At 30.4% G+C, this 22,099-nt stretch carries 20 protein-coding genes; 14 read left to right on the forward strand and 6 right to left on the reverse strand.

The window, feature by feature from the left end; all coding sequences use genetic code 11:
• Window positions 1-18: 18 nt before the first annotated feature.
• The 5 genes from GQR97_RS17100 to GQR97_RS17120 all read left to right on the forward strand — a co-directional run bounded on the left by GQR97_RS17100 (window position 19) and on the right by GQR97_RS17120 (window position 5,195).
• A complete protein-coding gene (locus GQR97_RS17100; RefSeq protein ID WP_158850611.1) occupies window positions 19-1,527 on the forward strand; it encodes a NosD domain-containing protein in 1,509 nt (502 codons plus the stop codon).
• Between the two features lie 210 nt (window positions 1,528-1,737).
• The gene (locus tag GQR97_RS17105; RefSeq protein ID WP_158850613.1) at window positions 1,738-2,604 is read left to right on the forward strand and encodes a hypothetical protein; all 867 of its coding nucleotides are present in this window, start codon (window positions 1,738-1,740) and stop codon (window positions 2,602-2,604) included.
• Window positions 2,605-3,018: 414 nt separating this feature from the next.
• Window positions 3,019-3,555, forward strand: coding sequence for a DUF6933 domain-containing protein (locus GQR97_RS17110; protein ID WP_158850615.1), 537 nt, complete (start codon window positions 3,019-3,021; stop codon window positions 3,553-3,555).
• A 285-nt stretch (window positions 3,556-3,840) separates the two neighbouring features.
• Window positions 3,841-4,362: a helix-turn-helix domain-containing protein gene (locus GQR97_RS17115; protein ID WP_136583671.1), complete on the forward strand. Its 522-nt coding sequence runs from the start codon at window positions 3,841-3,843 to the stop codon at window positions 4,360-4,362.
• Entirely contained in the window at window positions 4,359-5,195 is an 837-nt protein-coding gene (locus tag GQR97_RS17120; protein ID WP_233267647.1) for an IS3 family transposase, read from the forward strand. Before GQR97_RS17115 ends, GQR97_RS17120 begins: the two co-directional genes overlap by 4 nt.
• 144 nt (window positions 5,196-5,339) lie before the next feature.
• Here the strand turns inward: GQR97_RS17120 and GQR97_RS17125 are convergent, their stop codons facing one another.
• Entirely contained in the window at window positions 5,340-5,756 is a 417-nt protein-coding gene (locus GQR97_RS17125; RefSeq protein WP_158850617.1) for a winged helix-turn-helix transcriptional regulator, read from the reverse strand.
• An 88-nt stretch (window positions 5,757-5,844) separates the two neighbouring features.
• Between GQR97_RS17125 and GQR97_RS17130 the strand changes: the two genes are divergently transcribed.
• The 3 genes from GQR97_RS17130 (at window position 5,845) to GQR97_RS17140 (ending at window position 8,016) form a co-directional block, all read left to right on the forward strand.
• A complete protein-coding gene (locus GQR97_RS17130; protein ID WP_158850619.1) occupies window positions 5,845-6,543 on the forward strand; it encodes a hypothetical protein in 699 nt (232 codons plus the stop codon).
• A 7-nt stretch (window positions 6,544-6,550) separates the two neighbouring features.
• Window positions 6,551-7,348: a hypothetical protein gene (locus GQR97_RS17135; RefSeq protein WP_158850621.1), complete on the forward strand. Its 798-nt coding sequence runs from the start codon at window positions 6,551-6,553 to the stop codon at window positions 7,346-7,348.
• Between the two features lie 305 nt (window positions 7,349-7,653).
• Window positions 7,654-8,016, forward strand: coding sequence for a hypothetical protein (locus GQR97_RS17140; RefSeq protein ID WP_158850622.1), 363 nt, complete (start codon window positions 7,654-7,656; stop codon window positions 8,014-8,016).
• A gap of 446 nt (window positions 8,017-8,462) precedes the next feature.
• Here the strand turns inward: GQR97_RS17140 and GQR97_RS17145 are convergent, their stop codons facing one another.
• The 4 genes from GQR97_RS17145 to GQR97_RS17160 all read right to left on the reverse strand — a co-directional run bounded on the left by GQR97_RS17145 (window position 8,463) and on the right by GQR97_RS17160 (window position 12,895).
• Entirely contained in the window at window positions 8,463-9,587 is a 1,125-nt protein-coding gene (locus GQR97_RS17145) for a permease (protein ID WP_158850624.1), read from the reverse strand.
• A gap of 3 nt (window positions 9,588-9,590) precedes the next feature.
• Complete coding sequence (locus GQR97_RS17150; protein ID WP_158850632.1) at window positions 9,591-10,784, reverse strand: pyridoxal phosphate-dependent aminotransferase; 1,194 nt, start codon at window positions 10,782-10,784, stop codon at window positions 9,591-9,593.
• Between the two features lie 436 nt (window positions 10,785-11,220).
• A complete protein-coding gene (locus tag GQR97_RS17155) occupies window positions 11,221-12,690 on the reverse strand; it encodes a hypothetical protein (RefSeq protein WP_158850634.1) in 1,470 nt (489 codons plus the stop codon).
• Window positions 12,691-12,712: 22 nt separating this feature from the next.
• A complete protein-coding gene (locus tag GQR97_RS17160; RefSeq protein WP_233267564.1) occupies window positions 12,713-12,895 on the reverse strand; it encodes a hypothetical protein in 183 nt (60 codons plus the stop codon).
• Between the two features lie 732 nt (window positions 12,896-13,627).
• Between GQR97_RS17160 and GQR97_RS17165 the strand changes: the two genes are divergently transcribed.
• The 6 genes from GQR97_RS17165 (at window position 13,628) to GQR97_RS17190 (ending at window position 19,962) form a co-directional block, all read left to right on the forward strand.
• On the forward strand, window positions 13,628-14,200 hold the full coding sequence (locus GQR97_RS17165) for an RNA polymerase sigma factor (protein WP_158850636.1): 573 nt from the start codon (window positions 13,628-13,630) through the stop codon (window positions 14,198-14,200).
• A 48-nt stretch (window positions 14,201-14,248) separates the two neighbouring features.
• A complete protein-coding gene (locus GQR97_RS17170) occupies window positions 14,249-14,689 on the forward strand; it encodes a hypothetical protein (RefSeq protein ID WP_158850638.1) in 441 nt (146 codons plus the stop codon).
• A 6-nt stretch (window positions 14,690-14,695) separates the two neighbouring features.
• Window positions 14,696-15,196 (forward strand): Spy/CpxP family protein refolding chaperone, encoded by a 501-nt coding sequence (locus tag GQR97_RS17175; RefSeq protein ID WP_158850640.1) that lies wholly within the window; start codon window positions 14,696-14,698, stop codon window positions 15,194-15,196.
• Between the two features lie 39 nt (window positions 15,197-15,235).
• Complete coding sequence (locus GQR97_RS17180) at window positions 15,236-16,099, forward strand: EF-hand domain-containing protein (RefSeq protein ID WP_158850642.1); 864 nt, start codon at window positions 15,236-15,238, stop codon at window positions 16,097-16,099.
• A gap of 56 nt (window positions 16,100-16,155) precedes the next feature.
• Window positions 16,156-16,944: a hypothetical protein gene (locus GQR97_RS17185; RefSeq protein ID WP_158850644.1), complete on the forward strand. Its 789-nt coding sequence runs from the start codon at window positions 16,156-16,158 to the stop codon at window positions 16,942-16,944.
• Window positions 16,945-17,262: 318 nt separating this feature from the next.
• The gene (locus GQR97_RS17190; RefSeq protein WP_158850646.1) at window positions 17,263-19,962 is read left to right on the forward strand and encodes a phosphoenolpyruvate carboxylase; all 2,700 of its coding nucleotides are present in this window, start codon (window positions 17,263-17,265) and stop codon (window positions 19,960-19,962) included.
• 251 nt (window positions 19,963-20,213) lie between these two features.
• On the opposite strand, the gene GQR97_RS17195 is transcribed toward GQR97_RS17190, so the two are convergent.
• Window positions 20,214-22,073 (reverse strand): arylsulfatase, encoded by a 1,860-nt coding sequence (locus tag GQR97_RS17195; RefSeq protein ID WP_158850648.1) that lies wholly within the window; start codon window positions 22,071-22,073, stop codon window positions 20,214-20,216.
• Window positions 22,074-22,099 lie beyond the last annotated feature (26 nt).

Consider the following 22,099-nt stretch of genomic DNA (forward strand, 5'->3'; position numbering starts at 1 on the left):
ACATAAAACCCCAACAAAATGAATTTACCTAAACTCTCTTTCCTTTTCCTTTTTATAATAATGTCAAGTTACAACTTGAAAGCTACTAACTACTATGTATCAAATTCTGGCTTAAATTCAAATACAGGATTAAGCCAAAGTGATGCTTTTTTAACTATTCAACATGCTGCGGATCTTGTTATTGCAGGAGATACCGTTTTTGTAGAAAATGGTATTTACGTAGGTTTTGACTTAAGAAATGTAAGTGGCACAGCAGCAAATCCTATAGTTTTTATGGGAACTGGAAACAGTGTATTAATAAATCAAAGTGGTGCAATAAGAAACGATGGTATTAACATTGAGAATGCTAACTATATAATAATTGATAGCTTTATTGTTAACGATATGCTAGGAAATGGTAATGGAATACGAGTGGTGGTTTCTAATAATTGTATTGTTAGAAATTGTGCTTGCGACAATAATGCAGAACGCGGAATTTTTACAGCATTTACAGACGATATTCTAATTGAATACAATGTTTGTACTAACTCAATCGATGAACACGGAATTTATGTTTCTAATAGTTCAGACAGACCTATAGTTAGGTATAATGAGTGCTATGGTAATAATAATGTTGGAATCCATTTAAATGGAGATTCATCTGCAGGAGGAGATGGAATAATTAGTGATGCCTTAATCTACGGCAACAATATTCATGATAATAATGGAGCTGCTGGAATAAATATGGATGGACTACAAAATCCTACAGTCTATAATAACCTTATATACAATAATCATTCCTCCCAAGGAATTTCACTTTTTCAACAAGATGGAGCCATTGTAACTAATGGAGCCAAAATATATAATAATACCATTATTGTTCCTTCTGATGGTAGATGGGGAATACTACTTCAAAACGGGGCTAATATTAATACAGAAATCTATAATAACATCATCATTAATCAACACGCTTGGAGAGGCTGTATTGCTATAAATGATACTGCTATGTTTACAAGTGATAACAATATATTGAACGATAAAATGAGTAATAATGGAGACGGTTCTACTATTAGTTTAGCCGCATGGCAAGCATTAGGGTTTGACACAAACTCTCTATTGGCTAACGCCATGAATTCCATATTTGTTAACCCAACATTAAATGATTTTAATTTGGTAACAGAATCTCAGGCTATTGATGCTGGCACCAACCTTGTAAGTACAATAGTTACTTATGATATAAATGGAAATACAAGACCTACAGGAATAAATTATGATATAGGAGCTTATGAATTTGACAGTACTCTTTCTACAGATAACAATACAACTATATTCAAAGGTATTGCCGTTTATCCTAATCCAACTAGTGGCATAATAAACACGAAAATTAAAAACTTAAATAATATTATTTTATATGATATAACAGGTCGTTTTATTAAAATGATTGAACCAAAATCAATGATTGATTTAACTGAATTACCAAATGGCATTTATCTATTAAAATTTATATCAAATGAAAGAGAGTTTATAACAAAAGTTATAAAGGAGTAATACATTGGGTAACACCGCATATAATTAATGACTTGTGTAACCACTTACGAAAATCCTATCTATTTTCTATTCGGTTTACATTCGCGAAATTATGGACTTAAAACACGTAACAAACCATATACATAAGGGTTAGACAACATTAAAAACGACAACGCTGTACTCAAGAACTTAACGCAACAAATCTAAATTAATAGACAAACCAAAAGAATTATGAAAAAGTTAAAAATACTATTATTCGGTCTATTAATTCTAAATGTATCTTGTTCCTCTATAACCAATAAACAAAACAAAGGAAATGTGGTTCCCGAAAATTTTGAATATGAAACGAAATTTACGACATTCAAATCAGTTATGATTATACCATTTGAAATAAATGGAGTTACCAAAAATTTTATTTTTGATACAGGTGCTGATTATTCCATTATTCAAAGAGATTCGATGATTGGTAAAACTAACAATTATGGAGGAGCCTCTAAACGTAAAATGAGATTAGGTAGTGAGATTGTATTATCGATAAAAATTAATAATATAGATTTTACTAATACGTTCGCTCTAAATGGAGATATGAAAGGTCTTAAAGAGCAAATCCCCAATTTTGGAGGAATAATTGGGCAGTCAATTATAAAAAAAGCCAATTGGCTTATTGATTACCCTAACAGAACGATAAAATTATCTAACAAAAATATAGTGGACAAAAATTATGAAACCATTAAAAGAAAAATAGAAAAAGGTTCTCCTTATACATACATTACAATCAATAAAACTGAATATAAAGTAATGGTAGATTTTGGTTCATCACAAGATTTTAATATTCCTAAGGAATCTAAACTCGCTAAAAAATTATTAATACAACATAATTTTTCTGACAATGAAAGAGAGAGATATACTCTTGGTGGTCTTCAAAAACTAAAGGAAAAAGTTGGAATATTGCCTATAATCAAATTAGGGAATATAAAGTTTGAAAATGTCAAAACAACCATAAATTCAGCAAAGGAAGCAAAAATCGGAATTGGATTTTTCAAAGATGCCAAAATCTATATAGACAACATAAATGACAACTATAAAATTAAAAAATAGAGCAGATAGTAAAGCTTACAACACCGTTTATAATTAATTGCTTTGGCAAGTGCTTATTTGGAAAATTCCTTCGGAATTTTCTCGCGTTCGTTTTTGTTTACTTAATTAGTTGCTTAAACACGCAACTAACCATACACAAAACCGTTGGCAAATATAAATAAGGCTTAGTGTAAAGGATGTCCCTTATCATACATTAAGTACTGATAAATATTTTACTTAAAACTTTAACCCTAAAGTAGCTTGTTATTTTCTACCACATCCTAGTATACCTTTGTCGGACCATGTAGTACTTTGATTAGTAACCCAACGTATATTATTTGTAACTTCGCTTACCCAAACGAATTGAAATGCACTTAATTATTTCTAAGCGGTGCAGTACGAGTTTGAGATAAATGATAATTTGAAATTTAAATAATGGCAATAATATACTGTACCCAAAAATTTGAAACTGTAGTTGGTAAATCACGTATAGTTAAATCGGATAAATCTTCTCCTCTTGGTAATTGGAACGCTAATGTGTTTATGGTTAGCAGGAAAAATTGTGTAATACTAATGAATGATGTTTCTTATTATTCTGTGATTTTAATTGATTTTAAAAAAATTGATTTAATGAATTTCCATGAAGTATTTGCTGAGCGCTTTTTTAAGCAATTGGAAAATGATGAGATAAGCTTTCCATCTAAATTTACAGACAAAATCACGAAAGAGTTACAGCCTGTTTTTTTAACTACCAATAATAATAGAAAGGTATTGGGAGCTATACAAGATGCCACCCTTGATATGAAGAGATATATTACCGAAGACTATAGTGACAATATTGATTATATAGACGTTGACGAATTGAATTCCAATATTAATGAAAAGATTATAAGCGTTCTTGGTAAAAAGAAACGTGGTTATGGGTATCCTAATGATGCAATACAGGAGTTGTTGAATAAGTTTTGTGCGTAGCAGATTGGTATTGAGTTTTAAATCTCGTTTATAAAAAAGTAATAGCGCTCAATTCTATTATTTCGATCCTGCTTGGTTGTGTTTTGCTGTAAAGAAGGAAATAGTATATAGTCAATAAATTTAATTAAAAAATAAAACATTTGCCAACAATGTATAAAAATAATTACTCGATTTTGGGCTTAACCAAAGGTAGTTGCAAGTTTATTACGTCTGATTTTCCTGCGGAAAATCCTCGCACGTAATGAACTGCCCCCCAAAAGTTAGACACTATTTGAGGGTATTATTATGGGAAGAAAAGTCAAGTATGATTACGCATTTAAACTTCGATGTGTAAAGCAAGTTTTAAAAAATCACCAAACAGTTGAAGATGTGTCTAAGTTATATGGTTGTCATCATACAACCCTTCATGATTGGATTCGATTTTATGAAAAATATGGTAAAAAAGCACTATTACCAAGAAAAACCAAAGTGTATAGCATTCCTTTTAAACTTAAAGTTTTAAAAGCTATTGACAAAGATTCATTATCTTTCAGTCAAGCTTGTTTAGAATTTAATATTCCTACTAAATCTGTAATTATGAAGTGGCAACGTAATTATAAAAAAGAGGGTATTGTAGGCTTAAACATTAAACCTAGAGGTAAACCAAAATCTATGCAATTTAAGAGAGCTAAAAAAAAGTCTAATAAACCTTTAACAAGAGAAGAGGAACTTTTATTAGAAAATGAATCATTACGTGCAGAACTGGACTTGCTAAAAAAGTTACAGGCCTTAATTCAACAAGAGCAAAACAAAAAGCAAAAGCCATAACAGAATTAAGGCATAAGTATGATTTAGATATTTTATTATATCATACGAACATGGCAAGAAGTAGTTATTATTATCATCATAAAAGAAGTCTTTTAGTTGATAAATATAAAGAGATAAAACTATTGATTCATCAAATATATCATCGTCACAAAGGAAGATATGGCTATAGAAGAATCTCTTTAGAAATCAACAAAATAGGCACTCTAATAAATCATAAAACAGTACTCAAGTTAATGCGTGAATTAGGTTTAAAAAGTTTAGTCAGAGCTAAAAGATACAAGTCTTATAAAGGGCGAATAGGAGAAACAGCTCCTAATATATTACAACGAAATTTTAAAGCTATTAGGCCAAATAAAAAATGGGCTACCGATATTACAGAATTTAAAGTTTTAGGAAAAAAACTATATCTATCTCCAATAATTGATCTCTTTAATAGAGAAATAATAAGTTATCAATTATCTGAAAAACCTGATTTTAAACAAGTAGCTATTATGCTGAAAAAGTCTTTTAAGAAAATACCAGATCAAACAAATTTAATATTACATTCAGATCAAGGATGGCAGTATCAAATGAAACAGTATCGAAGATTATTAACAGAAAAAGGAATTACTCAGAGTATGTCTCGTAAAGGAAATTGTTTAGATAACGCTGTGATAGAAAATTTCTTCGGTATTCTAAAATCTGAATTGTTTTATATAAATAAATATAAGTCGATATCTCAGTTAAAAAAAGAGATTAAAGTCTATATAAAATATTATAATAATGAGAGAATTAAACAAAATTTAAATGGTATGAGCCCGATTGAATATCGAGCTAATTATTATCAAAATTAATTATAAATTTGTCTAAACATTTGGGTGCACTTCACTTTCTTGGTCGGTAATTATTTACTAAATTAGTTGCTTAAAATACGCAACAAACCATATACAACAACGTTGGCAATAATTAAAGATGTGTAATTTCCTAAAATAAGTTGACTAAAAATTAAGCAACATAGCATTATACCTATCTTGAATAGTTTGAATAATTAGAGCCTTATCTGCATTCAAGCCTTCAATATCATCTATTTCATTAAATTCTCGCATATTGGAATTTCCCCACAAACTGAATTCAATAATTATTGGAGTTAAACTAATCCCTTTTTCCGTTAACAAATAAATATTTTCTTTTTTGTTATCTGGCACTTTCGTTTTGAAAATGAGTTTATACGATTCCAACAATTTTAATCGTGCAGATAAAATGCTCGGAGCAATCCTTTCATCTGAATCAGAAATTTCTTTAAAAGTCTTTTTATGCTTAACAAGCATATCTCTAATGATTAACAAAGACCATTTATCACCTACGACATCTAATGAAGATGAGATTGGACAGCCAGAACGAAATTTTTTACTCATTTTTTACAAATTATTACTATTAATTCGATAGTAATTGTTAGTTTTGCTATCGAATTGAAAGCAAAAATACAAAAATTAAACCAAAATTATGTTAGCAGGACATTTTACAACCGCATTAATAGCAAAACAAAAGTTCCCAAAAGGAACCTTACTTTATTTTCTAATTATATCACAATTACAGGATTTTTTGTGGTTTACCTTTCACTATTTAGGACTTGAGCCAACCAATCCCAATGATGCTTTTGATGCCACTTTAAGTAATATGGTAGTAGATATGTTATACAGCCACGATTTGTTACCGCAATTATTTTGGTTGGCAATGGCTTTCTTACTTGGAAAACTTCTATTCAAAAGCAACAAAATAGGCTTAGTAAGTATGGCTTTAGTATCAATCCATTTTGTTTTAGATTTCTTTTCAGGTCATATGCACCACATTTTTGGGGCAGATACAATGGAAGCTGGTCTTGGATTGTATACATCTAATCCTTATTTAGCCATATTAATAGAAGCCTTATTTAGTATTGGTGCTATATGGTATTTCTTTAGAGAAGAAGCAAAAAAAGGAATTATTAGAACTTCAAAAAATAGAATTGCAATTATTTCTGTTTTTGCTTACGGAATTATTTTTATGCTACTCATTGCCACAAAATCTTTTAGAGAGTTATTTGGTATTCCAGAATTTGATTTAGGATTTAATACCAATATGCCTACGCTCATTTTAACTTATGGAGCAATGCTTTATTGCTTGAATTATTTTGTACCAAAGTTTATGCTTAATAAAAAATAATAAGGTAATGATTGAAGGAATATTAAATTTTATTAAGGAATTAAAAATTCGAAATGAATCCTTGTTTTATTTTGGTTTGTTCTGCTTATCTCTTTCAATAATATTTATCGTTTTAACCAAACTTACAACTACCCAAATTCACGGAGTAAATGCTTGGTTTAAGCCCTTTAAATTTGCTGTTTCAATAGGTTTATTTGCTTGGACAATGGTTTGGTATTGTCATTATTTATCGAATTTCAATCCAACACCTTTCAATTGGACAGTTATCATTTTATTTGGTTTTGAACTTGCTTATATTACTTTTCAAGCCTCTAAAGGACAATTATCACACTTCAACTTTGACACACCACTCTATGCTATATTGTATTCGTTAATGGGTTTAGCAGCTGTAATGGTTACACTCTATACGGCTTATATTAGCTTCCTCTTTTTTACACAGTCCTTTCCAGATTTACCAAGTCATTATATTTGGGCTATTCGTTTGGGTATATTGATTTTTGTTGTTTTTTCATTTGAAGGTGCTTTAATGAGTTCTCAGATGAGCCATAGCGTTGGTGCAATAAATGATAACTCGAATTGGTGGATTATAGGTTGGAGCAAAACTGTAGGCGATTTAAGAGTTTCGCACTTTATAGGAATGCACGCTTTACAGTTACTTCCATTGCTTTCTTTTTATATATTTAAAGATACAAAAGCGACTATCATTATTTCATTGCTTTACGCAGTTCTTGCTACCACAACTTTAGTTCAAGCTTTAAATGGGAAACCTATTTTTACGCAAAACGAACAAAAGGAATCGGAATAAAAACGGCATACAATCGAGTAAACGGGTGACGACTTAAAAGTCGTCACTGCGCCTCTCACACCACCGTACGTACAGGTCTCGTATACGGCGGTTCACCAAATTGAAGTTTGCGTATTATTAATGTAATCTAACAAAGGTTTATACCCTTTTCGTTTAAATCTAGAAACTGTAATAGTAGTCTTTAAAATAGGACTTTGAGCAACTGCCCAACCTCCCATTCTTGTTCTACTCCAAGCATAGGCTTCTCCGATTTCTATACCTAGTTGAATGTGGTTTTTTCGTTTCCGTTCTAGCTTTTTCCAATCGTGCCAAATACAATAAATGTAACAAGTGAAGAAAAGAACTGTTACAAAGAAAAAGTAAACAACTATAATTATATTATTGATTGCACTTACAAGAATAATTTACTAGAAACGAAACATCAATCTAATACTGTTGCAAACGATGGTGTTTCTTCTACAGAAAAATATATCTATAATGCCATAAATAGCAGTATCGAATTAAACATATACAATAACAATATATTAGACCGTAAAGAGATTAAGATCTACGATGGAAGTTTGTTAATGCAGCACAACTTTTTTGACCAGGATGAAAACAAAACAAAAGTCATAACTTATACATACGACGAGAATAAGAATATTACTAGCGAGATTATTAAGTTATAAAGTATCAAGAAATCATTACTAAAACTTATACATTAGAATACTAATTAGGAGCTTTAAAAAAGCATATTAATAAGTTTTAAAAATAAAATTTTAGATAAAAAAATCGCAAAAAACTTGTCTAATTCAATCTTAAAATCTAACTTTATTTTTCAAATTATCACTAATAATAGTGAACACAAAACCGAACACGTTTTGGAACACGATTTAAAATATAGTAGTTTTTAAATAATTGACTATCAACTATTTAAAGTTTTATGATTTTCTTATTTGTAAATTCATAACTCGGAGGTCATAGGATCGTGCCCCATTCTCGCTACAGGTAAACAAAGGGAAAGCCAAGAATTTTATTCTTGGCTTTTTTTAATATGATGACTTCCGATCCTTTATAATTCTAATCGATATAGGATGTAGATTTTTTGAATTTGGTCGTTTGTCTAAAAAAGGTGTTACTGATTTACATTTTGTTCTAAAATCTGCTCTTTATCAAGATTGAACGAACTTTTTCTAACCTTTAAAATCACAGGGTAAATTATCCCCATAAAGAACAAAACTAAGCTTAACATTAATAAGTTAGATGCAGAAACAAAAACTGTATTTACAGTAAGAATCCCTAAAATAAGTAAAACCGATATGGGCAATGATAAGGCCAATATGGATATAGCAAAATTTGCATTAAAGGTTTTATCCTGATCAGCTCGATTTTTTTCTTTAAAATCTATACCAGAAATGTGTGCATAAGGCCAAAAACTACATGCGCTTAAAGAAAAAGCAACGAGCACTAGTATATCATTTTTAACAACTAAATTAAAAGTAAAAACAACAGCAGAAATAAGTAAAAGTGTAAAAGCTGCTCTTAAGATAAGTAATGAAAATATTTCGAAAAATTGTTTCTTTTTCAACTTCACAGCTAAACCAATAAAGATTAGAACTAACGGCGTCATTATAGCACTCAATCGAGATAAAGTAATACCAAAAAAGTTAGGAAGGCTATCTAAAGAGACATTAAATGAAACCAAAATAAGAGCCGCAAAAATAAAAAGATTAACAGGCTCGTATAGTAATGTTAAAAAAAGCGATTTTAACCTCGATTTTAAAGGCATTTTTGTTGTATTTGCTTTTTTATAATGCCATTTTACAGCTAATAAATATAACAGAAATAGAACAAAAAATTTGTTACCTAAATCGGCCATTGCTGCATTTGCTAAGGCCCCATCACCCAAAAACTCTAAAATAAACGGAAAACAAGACAAGCCTGGCGCCAAAGAAGGAATTAAAAGTTTAGCACTTCTACCAGATGGTGAGTTTTCATCTATTCCAATGATAAGCAATAATAAAGGAGAAATAGCCAACAGCAATAAATTTAGGCCAAGTGCTAATGCTGGAAAAAGAATGAGATTGCTATCTATTTTTATTTTTAAGAGCGCTATAAATATAGTTGCAGGTAAAACAATGGAAAGAATTAAACTTTTCAATCCATTAGTTTCATCGCCTGCCGATATTTTCTTTCTTAAAAGTAACCCTATAACAACAAAAAGAAGAAATGAAATAGGTTTATCTAAAACATTTTCCATATGTTAGGCAAAGATTTCGCTAATAGCATTAGTAAAAGCTTTCATTTCATCTAGAGTTCCAATACTTACTCTACACCAGTTTTTATCCCAAAACTTAAAAGCTCTTACAGCAACATTTTTACCATAAATTTTTTCTAAGAATTTTTCTCCATCCATAGAGATTTCAAAAATGATAAAGTTAGTTTCAGAAGGTAGATACGAAAATTTGTTAGCTTTTAAATACGACATGGTATAATCTCTAGCTTCCGTAATTTTTGCTTTACAATCGATTAAAAAGGCATCATTATCAAGGCTAGTAGAAGCAGCAGCAATAGTTGGCCCTGTAATGCCCATTCCGCCACGAGTAATTTCACTAATTCGTTCTAAAGTTTCTTTTTTACCTATAACATAGCCAATACGTAAACCAGCCATACCATGAATTTTAGAGAATGTACGCGCCACAATAACATTTTCACCTTCTGCAACTAAGCTGTTCATAGAATCCTTTATACCATTTTTTGAAAGTTCGATATAGGCTTCATCTACAAAAACAGGTACTTTCTTTGATACTCTACGGCAAAATTCTTTTAATTTTTTTGCATCGGTAATTGAACCCGTTGGGTTATTAGGGTTACAGATATAAACAAGTTTTGTGTTCTCATCTACTCCTGCTTCCATAGCATCTAAATCGTGTTGAGCATCGTCTAATAATTTATAAGATTTCCACTCACCTCCTACCGATTTTGCAACTACAATAAGCGACATGTAACTTGGGTCGGCACTAACAACATTGCTACCTTCACTAAAAAACACCATGCCTACTTTTTCTAATAAATCTGAAGAACCAGGTCCCATTAAAATTTGATCTGGTGTTACGCCTTCATTCTTTACAATTTTAGCTTCGAGTTCTTTTAAGGTGTTCCAAGCATATCTATTTCCTTTGAACACTTCATTCTGAAATGCTTTTGCTGCTTCTGGTGGTGGACCATAAGGGTTTTCATTAGATCTTAAAATCACTAAGGAGTCTTCAATTTCATTTAATACAGGTGGCGTAAATTCATTAAATGTATTCTTAGAACTATATAAAAAAGGACTGTTGCTTTTTTGAGCTTCTATAACATTAGCACTCCAAACATCATTTGGCATTAATGCTAAAGTAAATAAAGAAAGCCCTCCTTTTTTTAACAAATCTCTTCTACTAAATTGCTTTGATTTCATAGTTTTATTTTATAAAAAGTTGAGATCAGAAGTTAATAAACTTGAATAAAACGAAAGGAGTGAAAAATATAAAAAGCACTCCCCCTTTTTTTTTATTACGAAAAAATTGAGGCGATTTTTTATGGGGTTGATAAAAAAGAAGGTTTTGAAGTAGAAATAAGTTTTTGTATTATGCTAAAAAATAAAAACCCTCACGATAATTCGAAAGGGTTTAAATATTATTAAATTTTTATTCTTCATCAAAAAAGTACTCATTAATATCAATAACATCCCCTCTTCCCATTTGAACTAAATCTTTGGTTTATTTTAAAAACACTCCTAAAGATCTTTCGTTATATACTAATTTCATTTCAGAAGAATAATCGGTTACTACATACATATCTTAATCCCGAAAAATTAAGAGCAGGTATTCTTTATATGCCGCAGCAAATTTTGATTATTGATTTTTAAAGAGCGCTTTGGCATCAATTAAACTAAATTTATCTGCATCATAAAATGCTAAATAATCAACACTAAATCGTTTTGACCGGCCTGCTAAGGTTAACGTATATTGTTCTCCTTTTTTTAGTCCATAAATTAAATTAAAAAACATATGTGTCCCTTTTTCTGCCCGTTGTCCCCAATGCCATTCTAATTCTGGGGTATTTGTACTCCCTTCTTGAAAATATTTAATATAATCTACTAGCTCCGCTTTAGATAAATTTGTTTCTGATGTAAAATCACCTTTCATTTTAACAAAACCATCATTACACCAATCACCTTGTACGCCTTCCAATCGCTTACTGCTCATCATTAATAGCCTAAAACTTCCATCTTTAGGCGCTATAAAAGTGTATTCTAAAGGTGAATTTGGTTCTCCAATATTCGCCATATTCCCTGAAAACTCAATATGTGCAAAACCAGAAGCTTTTTCAGTGTAAAGAGCATCTCCCTTTTTTAAAAGGTTCCATTCTTGTAAATTAGAAGTCGTGTTTTCTGCTTCTATAAAAATATAATCGCTAGAGGTTAATTTAACTTCTGGAGTTGGACTAGTTATTTCAATAGGTTTGTTTTCAAAAAGAGCTTTCACTTCTTTCCAACCTGCTTTTTCATTTCCATTGTTTGGACCTCCAGTAATTAACCAATACGTTATACCGGTATCCGAAATATCAAAATGTTTTTCTGTATTAGAATCCCAAGTCTCTAACTCATCTACTTGGTACGTATCATCCATATTGTATAACCATTGCCAATTTTTATTTGAGCTATTTTTTAACCATTTCCAGTTGTTTATATGTGATTGAAAATCATCTTCACCATTTGCATTGTTTTGGTCAATAATATCATAATAAGTCACCGTCGGAAAATCCTTTTTCATATCTGCCCAGGTTTTTTCATTTACTCCATGGGTATGATCTTCATTCCATGTACTATGAGATATGGCATAAATAAATTGGCGTTTATTTTCTGGAGTAGCTTCTATTAAACTGTAAGGCATTTGCATTGGACCAGCACATATAAACCAAAGTGGATTGTTTTTACTGCTTTTTTTAGCTTCTTTAACAAAATTGGCTATTGCAGCTTCCTTTTCAGTTTGGTCATTAAATACTTTAGAGACATCGAGTCCAAATCGTTTAGCACCACCTTTGGCAGCCTCATTCATCATTTTCTCCCAACTTTCTCTAGAATCGCCTAAATGATTATTATAATCATAATGTACAAAGCGTTTTTCTAAATCTGCATAATGTAAAAGTGCTAGTGAAAAAGCGGTTGCTCCCCAATCGTCTGAATCATGTAAATTTCCATCAGAACTAAAAGCGATACGTCCATCAGGCATATTAATTTTTGATTTTTGAGCAAAACTTAATAGTGTAGAAATTAAGCATAACACTATTAAGGCGTGCTTTAAGAAATTGTTATTGTTCATTTTTATGTTTTTGTTATTAAATTTATAAAAACCTGTACTTTAAATAAGACTTATCTGGTTTCTTTTCTGCCCAGCCATTCTTTTCGGCGAACATACTCATCTCTTCTTTGGGCTCTTGTACCACACCTAAACTTTTGCCGTTTGAAATTTGAACTAACGCCACTTTAATTGACGAACTCCCTATGTCTAATCCTAAATAATACAATCGATCGCGTTTTAAAAAACTGGATTATTCCAGTTTATATTTTTTAATATAATATCTGTTTTTTTTTGGGAATCTTAGCTTAATTTTATTATCTTAAAATATCTGTACAACTGTATTAATAATTAGATAACTTTAATTGCTATCAAGACTGGGATAAAATTACATTTAAAGCAAAAACAGACTTGTAACAAAACAAACATTTTATATCACAAATGGTGCGAAAAAAAATGTTTTTACACCATTATCATCTTATAATTTTATTTTTGGTTTTAAACTTAATCTTACATCAAACAATTAATAAATTATAGCTATTTTTCTTCAACAAAACTTTAACGGTCAAACTTAAATTTATTAAGTTTAATGCACTTTTCTATAATTTATGGAAAGTTCTACAGTTGCGGATAAAGAATTTAAATTCTTCATCAAATTGGGGATAAATAATAATTATTTGTCGAATTTTAAGGTGTCCTAAAAAAGAGAAGCCTACAAGATCACTCCAAAAAAGGAGCAAAAAAATGCAATTAAATTGTACAACCAAATAAGATTACATTTACCTTTAGACTATAAAACACCAAATATGGTATATCAATTATCAGCGTAAAACTAATTTTAACCGCTAGCCATATTTCAGGACAAAACAGTTAAAAAAAACGAATTTGATATAATTTATAAAAAAACTCAAAAGTTTACAATTTTATTTGTGTCTAACCAATATAAATGATGTAACAATAAATGACAGATGAAGAATTAATTTCAGGAATAATAGACGGAAATCAACTGTATTTCAAAATAATAGTTGACAAGTACCAATCTCTTGTTTTAAATACTTGCTTTCATTTTACACATAACAAAAATGATGCGGAAGATATTACGCAAGAAGTATTTATTAAAGTATTTGAATCTATAAAAAAATTCAACTATCAATCAAAATTATCAACTTGGTTGTACAGAATAGCCGTTAACAAATCACTCAATTTTATTAGAGACAATAAAAAAAGAAATATTTTTAAAAGTATTGAAAACTTATTTAATAAAAACACTAAATACGAGCAACAAATAGAAGGGCCAACTTCAATAATAGAAGAAGAATCTAACCCTATTAAAATACAAAGGCTAAACATATTAAGAAATTCAATACAATTACTTCCCGAAAATCAAAAAACTGCTTTTATTCTTCATAAATATGAAGAGGTTCCTTATCAAGAAATAGCCGTAATTATGAATGTTTCATTAGCTTCAGTAGAAGGACTTATTCATAGAGCTAAAATAAATGTTCAAAAAAATATTTTAAATAAAATAAAATAAAGCAAAAGTTTATTCCATAAACAGTGTCTAATAAGTAAAAGCAACACAATGAAAACTCAATTATCAAATAATACATTATTGAAATTCTTTAACAAAGAACTTTCCGTTAAAGAAATGACTCGTGTAGGTAGTATTATAAATAATTCAGATAATTATAAGAGCATAGTAAATGAGTTAAAAGTGACATATAGTTTAACCAATGGGAAGGAAAAACTAGAAGATAATCCATATTTATATATGGAAATCATGAATGAAATCACTGAAAATAAAAGCAAAAAAAGTATTTATAACTCATACTTTGTAAAAAGACTTTTTCAACCAATTATAGCAATATCTTTAGTTATACTAACGCTATATACGGGTTATAGTATTGTTAATATAAACAACGAAACAAATAATGAATTTTCTGCTTTTAGTAACAAATCAGAAATTTATTTCAATGATTTACAACTTGAAAAAATTGAAACCATTTTATTAAAAAAAGAATAAAAATAAATGGAAAAAAACACAAAAATATTAACAGGAATAATAGTTCTTTTAATACTGCTTAACCTTTCTATAGTCGCAACTTTATTTTATAATAAAAATGAAGTTACAAATTATGGGGTACAAGATAACAAGGAACTAGTAATACCTACCAATCACTTAGGTCGTTATTTTAGAGAAGCATTAAATCTCTCAAATAAACAACATAGAGCATTTCAGAAAATTAGGCATCAGTATCACGAAAATTCTGATATCATTATTGAAAAAATGGATAAGAATAGAAATGATTTATTAACAGAGTTAGGTAAAGAAAAATCAGATACTATAACTCTTAATAAATTATCAAAAGATTTAGGTTCTCTGCATACTGAATTAAAAAATTTAACCATCCAATATTACCTTAATATGAAAGAAGGTTGTAATGAAAAGCAAAAGGTGAAATTATTTCAAACGTTTAAAGCAATGGTTAATTCAAACGATATTATTTCAATGCCAGAAGAAAAAAATTAAAAAAACAATTAGAAAAAAATCATTTAAATAGATAATAAAATGAAAACAACAAAAATTATCACATTAGCATCCTTGGTAACAATATTGTTATTTAGTATCAATTCTTATTCACAAGGTGGTAGAATGGCTAAAGGAATGCAAAACCGAGCTTCTTTTGAAACTTTTGACCTTGATGAAGACGGACAAATTACAGCTTCAGAATTTGAAAAAATAAGAGCACAAAGACAAACTGAAAACGCTAAAAATGGTGGTATGATGAGAAACAAATCTACTTCACCATCTTTTGAGACTATTGATTTAAATAGTGACGGTAAACTATCTAAAGATGAATTTGCAAAAAACCAAGCAAATATGATTAATAACAGATCAAATACAAAAAACGGACAAGGAATGACTGGTAGAATGCAAAACCGAGCTTCTTTTGAAACTTTTGATCTTGATAAAGACGGACAAATTACAGCTTCAGAATTTGAAAAAAGAAGAGCACAAAGACAAACTGAAAACGCTAAAAATGGTGGTATGATGAGAAACAAAGCTAGTGCTCCATCGTTTGAAAGTATTGATTTAAATAGTGACGGAAAACTATCTAAAGATGAATTTGCAAAAAACCAAGCAAATATGATTAATAACAGATCAAATACACAAAATGGACAAGGTATGACTGGTAGAATGCAAAACCGAGCTTCTTTTGAAACTTTTGATCTTGATGAAGATGGACAAATTACAGCTTCAGAATTTGAAAAAGTAAGAGCACAAAGACAAACTGAAAATGCTAAAAAAGGTGGTATGATGAGAAACAAAGCTAGTGCTCCATCGTTTGAAAGTATTGATTTGGATAAGGATGGTGTAATTTCACCTTCAGAATTTGCAAAAAATCAAGCAAATAAATTTAAAAATAAATAATTAAAATATCAGGTGTTTTTACTAGCACCTGATATCTTTTCACAAAAAAAAAGAAGATGATAGATTTAATAAAAATAGTATCAATTGCTATAATAGTAAGTATCTTTTTTACTTCGTGTAATAATAGCCAAACAAAAAAAACACAAAATATTGCAATATCCCAACAAGACCTTAAAAACACAAAAGGTTATAAACTTATGGAGAACAAGTGTTACATCTGTCATTTGGAAGTACCCGACCCTGCCAAAATGAACCAAATGATTGCACCTCCAATGTTGCGTATTAAAGAACATTATTCACCAAATTATCAAAATAAAGAAGACTTTATAAAAGCAATTACCAATATTGTAAATAACCCATCTGAAGAAAATACTTTAATGCCTGGGGCTATTAAAAAATTCAACTTAATGCCTAAATTAATTTATAATGAGGATGAGTTAAAATTAATTGCTGAAACAATTTATAAATACGATTTTGGTAATGCTCCAAAAATGAGAATGCAAATGATGGGAGGATTACAATTAAATAATGGAAATAGATGGAAATTAAAATCTGAAACTATTAAAATATTAGATAGCATCACAAACAGTTTACACAGCTTTAAATCTAATGATATTAAGGATTACAACCAATTTGGAAAAGATTTATTTGAACAAGCTAAGTTTATAATGTTAGATAAATCTTATACAGGTGACAAATTTGAACAAATACATAATTTTTTCAATGGTGTAGAAAGTGATATGCATTCATTAATTGAAGAAAAATCAATTAAAAATGCTCAAGCTTTAATTGAAAATATGAAAACAAAATTTAATAATGTTTACAATTACTTTGAAGTCGAATAACCTACTACCAACAAGCTTGTTTTGTACTCGAAAAATGGTAAATTGTTGATGAATTAAAACAAAAATAGTTTGAATGTATAAATAAAGTCAACCTATTTCAATATAATACACTTTTGTTCTTTCTGACTTTTATTTAATTTAATAGAAATCAAATCTAAGATGTATAAAATTTATTGCAAGGTAAAGACTCGTTTTTTATAAATAGTTTTCCTTATGGTTATCGTTTTTTTTGCTATATTGGTTCTTTCAAAACACAGTAAACATTACACAAGTTCCTTTCTCTGCTAAGAGCAATTCAATAAAAAACAGGATTTTAACATGAATAAAAACAATACATTTCAAAAGATTATTAAAGATCGAAACTTTATTATTTATTGTTATGTTGAAATGCTTTCACGAATTAATGAGAATGAAGTAGTTGAACTTATAAAAAACAATAGTTTTTCAGAAATAGACAATGGAAAACTCTCAAGCGATAAGATTATTCAATCCTTGAGTATTTATTTTCAGTTAATGACTATGGTTGAGGAAAATGCGGCTACGCAATACCGCAGAAAAATGGAAAATCAAGAAGAAATTTATTCTATTAGAGGTAGTTGGGCAGAAGCTTTTAAACTTTGGAAAGACCAAGGAATTACAGAAAAAGAAATGCTACAATCAATTTCAGATACCCACGTCATTCCTGTTCTAACTGCCCACCCAACCGAGGCGAAACGTGTTACCGTAATTGAAATTCATAGAGAATTATATTTACTTTTAGTAAAAAGAGAGAATACTTCGTTAAGTAAACTTGAACAAAATAGTATAGAAGAAAACATCATAAACCTTTTAGAGAGATGGTGGAGAACAGGTGAAATATATCTTGAAAAACCACATATTGAAGATGAACGAGCTAATATTATATATTATTTTACCCGAATTTTCCCTGCTGTACTAGAAAGAAGCGATGAACAAATGAAAGGATCTTGGATTGAAGTAGGGCTAAACCCAGATAAAATAAAAAATCCTGATGTTTTCCCTAAAATTAATTTTGGAAATTGGGTAGGTGGAGATAGAGACGGACACCCATTTGTAACTCCAAGTATCACAAAAGAAACTTTAGAATTGTTGCGAAAAAATGCGCTTTCACTTATTAAGAAGCAATTGATTAACGCTGCAATAAAATTTTCGGTATCCGCCATCACGAATCCTGTTCCGTACAAGCTGTCAGAAATTATTAAAAACAAATCTAAAGCATTAGGGCTACAAGGAGAAAAAGTACTTAAAAGAAACCCTTATGAACCTTGTAGACAATATATTAATTTACTAATTGTTAAATTAGAAAACACAATTTCTAACAATTTTGCAGATTCTAATTCGTATTACAAATCCAGTAAAGACCTTAAAGAAGATCTTAAATTTTTCAGGGATATTCTTATTGGAAATGGGATGAAAGGTTTGGCAGAAGATTTACTATTCTCTTTGGAGAGAGCAGTAAGTTGTTTTGGCTTTCATTTGGCTTGGTTAGATATAAGACAAAACAGTACATTTCACGACAAAGCTATTTCGCAAATTTTAAAAGCCACAGGTGAAAAAGATTTTGATTTTGAACATTGGAATGAAGAAAAACGAGTAACCTACTTGAACAAACTTTTAGAGAACCACTCTACTATTACCGATATAACAGTTCATTATGGTATAGAAGCGGATAATGTTTTGGATTGTTACCGCGTTATTCGTAATCATATCAATCAATACGGTTCAGAAGGTATCGGTTCATTTATTATCAGTATGACCCGAAAACTTAGTGATTTACTAGCTGTTTACTTCTTGATGAAAGAAACACAGCTGTTAAACACATCTATCAAAGTTGTTCCTCTTTTTGAAACTATTGAGGACTTACATAATGGCCCTGTCATTTTAGACAAGTTTTTACAACATCCCACAACCCTACTTAGAGCTTCAAAAATAGCTCATCAGCAAGAAGTTATGCTCGGCTATAGTGATAGCAATAAAGACGGCGGAACTATTGCGAGTAAGTGGAATTTGTATAAAGCGGAACAAAAACTCTCTGAAATTGCGGTGAAAAACAATTTCAGTATATATTTCTTTCATGGCGCAGGTGGAACGATTAGCAGAGGCGGCGGAAAATATCATCGCTTTTTAGAAAGCATGCCTACAAATACGGTAAACGGAACTATAAAAATCACTGTTCAAGGAGAAACGATTGCCCAGTTATTCGGGAATCCCCTTACAGCGACCTACAACCTCAATGCTTTGGCTTCTGGAGTAGCAAAACAAACTATTTTAGACAAACAAAATATAGACTCTAATAAATTTCCAATTGAAATAATGGACTACTTGTCTAAAAAATCATTTGAGCATTACCGAGATTTAATAGAAACCCCGGGTTTTATCAACTTCTATGGTAAAGCAACTTGTATTGATGTTTTGGAAAAAAGTAAAATAGGCTCAAGACCAGCCAGACGAACAGGAACAAGATCCCTTGATGATCTTAGAGCTATCCCTTGGGTGTTTAGCTGGAATCTTTCTCGAATTACCATAACAGGATGGTATGGACTTGGAAACGCCTTAAAATCTTTAAAAACAGAAAAACCTGAGGCATTTGAAAACTTAAAAACAAGTATAAACAATTGGCCATTCCTTAAGTTTTTAGTGATACAAACCGAAACCAATCTAATACTTTCTAATAAAGAAATGATGGATTTGTATGCTGATTTAGATGAAATTACTGATGAACGAGAAGTATTCATGTCCAAAATCTTAACGGATTATGATAATTGTTTCAGTTTAATAGAAGACCTTTTTGAAGAGCCAGCAACTATTCGAAGAAAAGGTCAATACGATAACATTCTATGGCGAGATGAAAAACTAAAAGTCTTACATCATTTACACATTGATTACATAAAACAATGGCGAGCAATAGAAGGTGAAAGTAGTACCGAAAAAGAGCAGATCCTCACCAAATTATTAAGCATTATAAATTCTTTATCTAGTGGATTGAAAAATACAGGGTAGAATTTTTTACAGTGAATAAAATAATTGATACATAGTAAAAAATTCATTCATATAAGAGCAAAAGCACTTCTTAACAACTAAACTAGTATATTAATAATTTTTATTCCGAAATTCGTTTCATAAAAAAAGCTTGAAGATTAATAAAAATCTTCAAGCTTTTAATGTTAGTAATTTCTTTACTTCTGAAAAGTGATTGTTTTAAATCACAGTCCTAAATAGACTCTTTTTTAGAATAAGTAAATAAACATCTCTTAATTCACTCTTTCTACATCAACATAAAACGCATTACAAGGCGTTCCATCTTCCATATCAAAATAGGCTACTAATTCAGTTTCACCTTCGGCAACTTCCATTTCAAGTACGGCCGCTTCAAGATTATTATCGACATCAACATCTACTATATTATCACCAACTTTCACATAAGCTTTAGAAAATTTCATAGATTTTCCATCAACAATAGCTTCAGTATGTGAGGTTGCTGGTTTTCCATCCTTTATTTCTGCACCTAAGACTAATCCACTTTCTGATGGCCATCTTCTTAAATGAAACTTATATTTCCCTGCTTTAACAAAGTTTACAGTAAATGGAGCTGGTTTCATTGGTTTTCCAGCACGAATCATTTGTTGATTCCATGGTGGATAATAATCGATGGTTCTCGCATCATGACAAGTAAGTACATCCATATCGCTTACACCTAAATCTATTACAGAAAATTTAGTTTCTTTAATCACATCGGCCCACCAACTTTCGTAGAACGCATTCATTTCGGCTACTTTTTCTGGGTGCGCATCCGCAACATTATTTTTTTGACCTGGATCTTCATTAATATTATAGAGTTCTTTCCCTTTTATTAAGCGCCAATTATCATCCATTACACAACTATTTTTCCCTTTTACTGGCCAAGGAACACGTTGAGTATCTGTAACTAAATAACGTTTTGGAGCATCTTCTTTCCCTAAAAGATACGCACTTAAATCTGTGCCATCCATAGTTTTAGCAGGTTCAAATTTTTGTCCGGTAAGTGCTGTTAACGTTGGTAACATATCTACATGTGCCGCCAAACTGTTTAAGGATTTCCCTCCTGTTAAACCGCCATCTGGCCATCTAACAATGAAAGGTACACGGTGTCCACCTTCGTACTCACTACCCTTTACACCACGCATACCTGCATTATAACCTAATAGTTTATTTGTTTCTTCATCTATACTATAACCTCTAGCCGTTCCATTATCTGTAGTGAAGACAATAATGGTATTATCCGCTATACCAAGACTTTCTAATTTATTCAATAATTTAGAGAAGTTATCATCTATATTAGAAATCATGCCATAAAAACGCTTTTGCTTTTCGCTAATTGCTGTTTCATCTTTATACATATTATAATATTCTTCTGGAACATTATATGGTCCGTGTGGTGCATTCAAACTTAAATAACAAAAAAATGGCTCGTCCTTTTTGGCTTCAATAAAACTCATAGCTTCATCAAACCAAACATCTGTACAATAGCCTTCTTTTTTTTCAGGAATGCCGTTTCTATAATACGAATCATCAAAATAATCATTATCCCAATAATCTGGCGTCTGCCCTATACCACCACCACCATGGTAAAAGGCTTCATCAAAACCTCTTTCATATGGATGAAAAGGGTGATTATCTCCTAAATGCCACTTACCAAACATTCCTGTTTTGTAACCGTTATCATGAAATACGTTCCCCATAGTGACTTCTTCGCGATTCAATATAGATGCGCCCATAATAGTATGCCAAACCCCATTTCTATTACAATTTCTACCTGTAAGAAGGCCTGCTCTCGTTGGCGCACAAGTAGTTCCCACATGGTAATTTGTTAAACTTACAGCTTCGGTTGCAAATTTATCAATGGTTGGTGTTTTAATAATTGGATTTCCCGTATGTCCTAAATCTCCGTACCCTTGGTCGTCGGTGATTACAAATACAATGTTGGGTTTACTACTTTTAACTTCTGTTTTCTCCTCTTTTTCTTTACAGGAAAAAAGGATAAATGGCATAATCAAAAACAAGATATAAGATAGCCTTTTATAGCTCTTAATTTTATCTGTTTTTTGAAATTCATAAAAATGTGTTTGCTTCATAATAGGTATTTATTTAATAAGGTTTG

Origin of the sequence: Algibacter sp. L1A34, assembly GCF_009796805.1 — a bacterium.
Taxonomy (GTDB): Bacteria; Bacteroidota; Bacteroidia; order Flavobacteriales; family Flavobacteriaceae; genus Algibacter.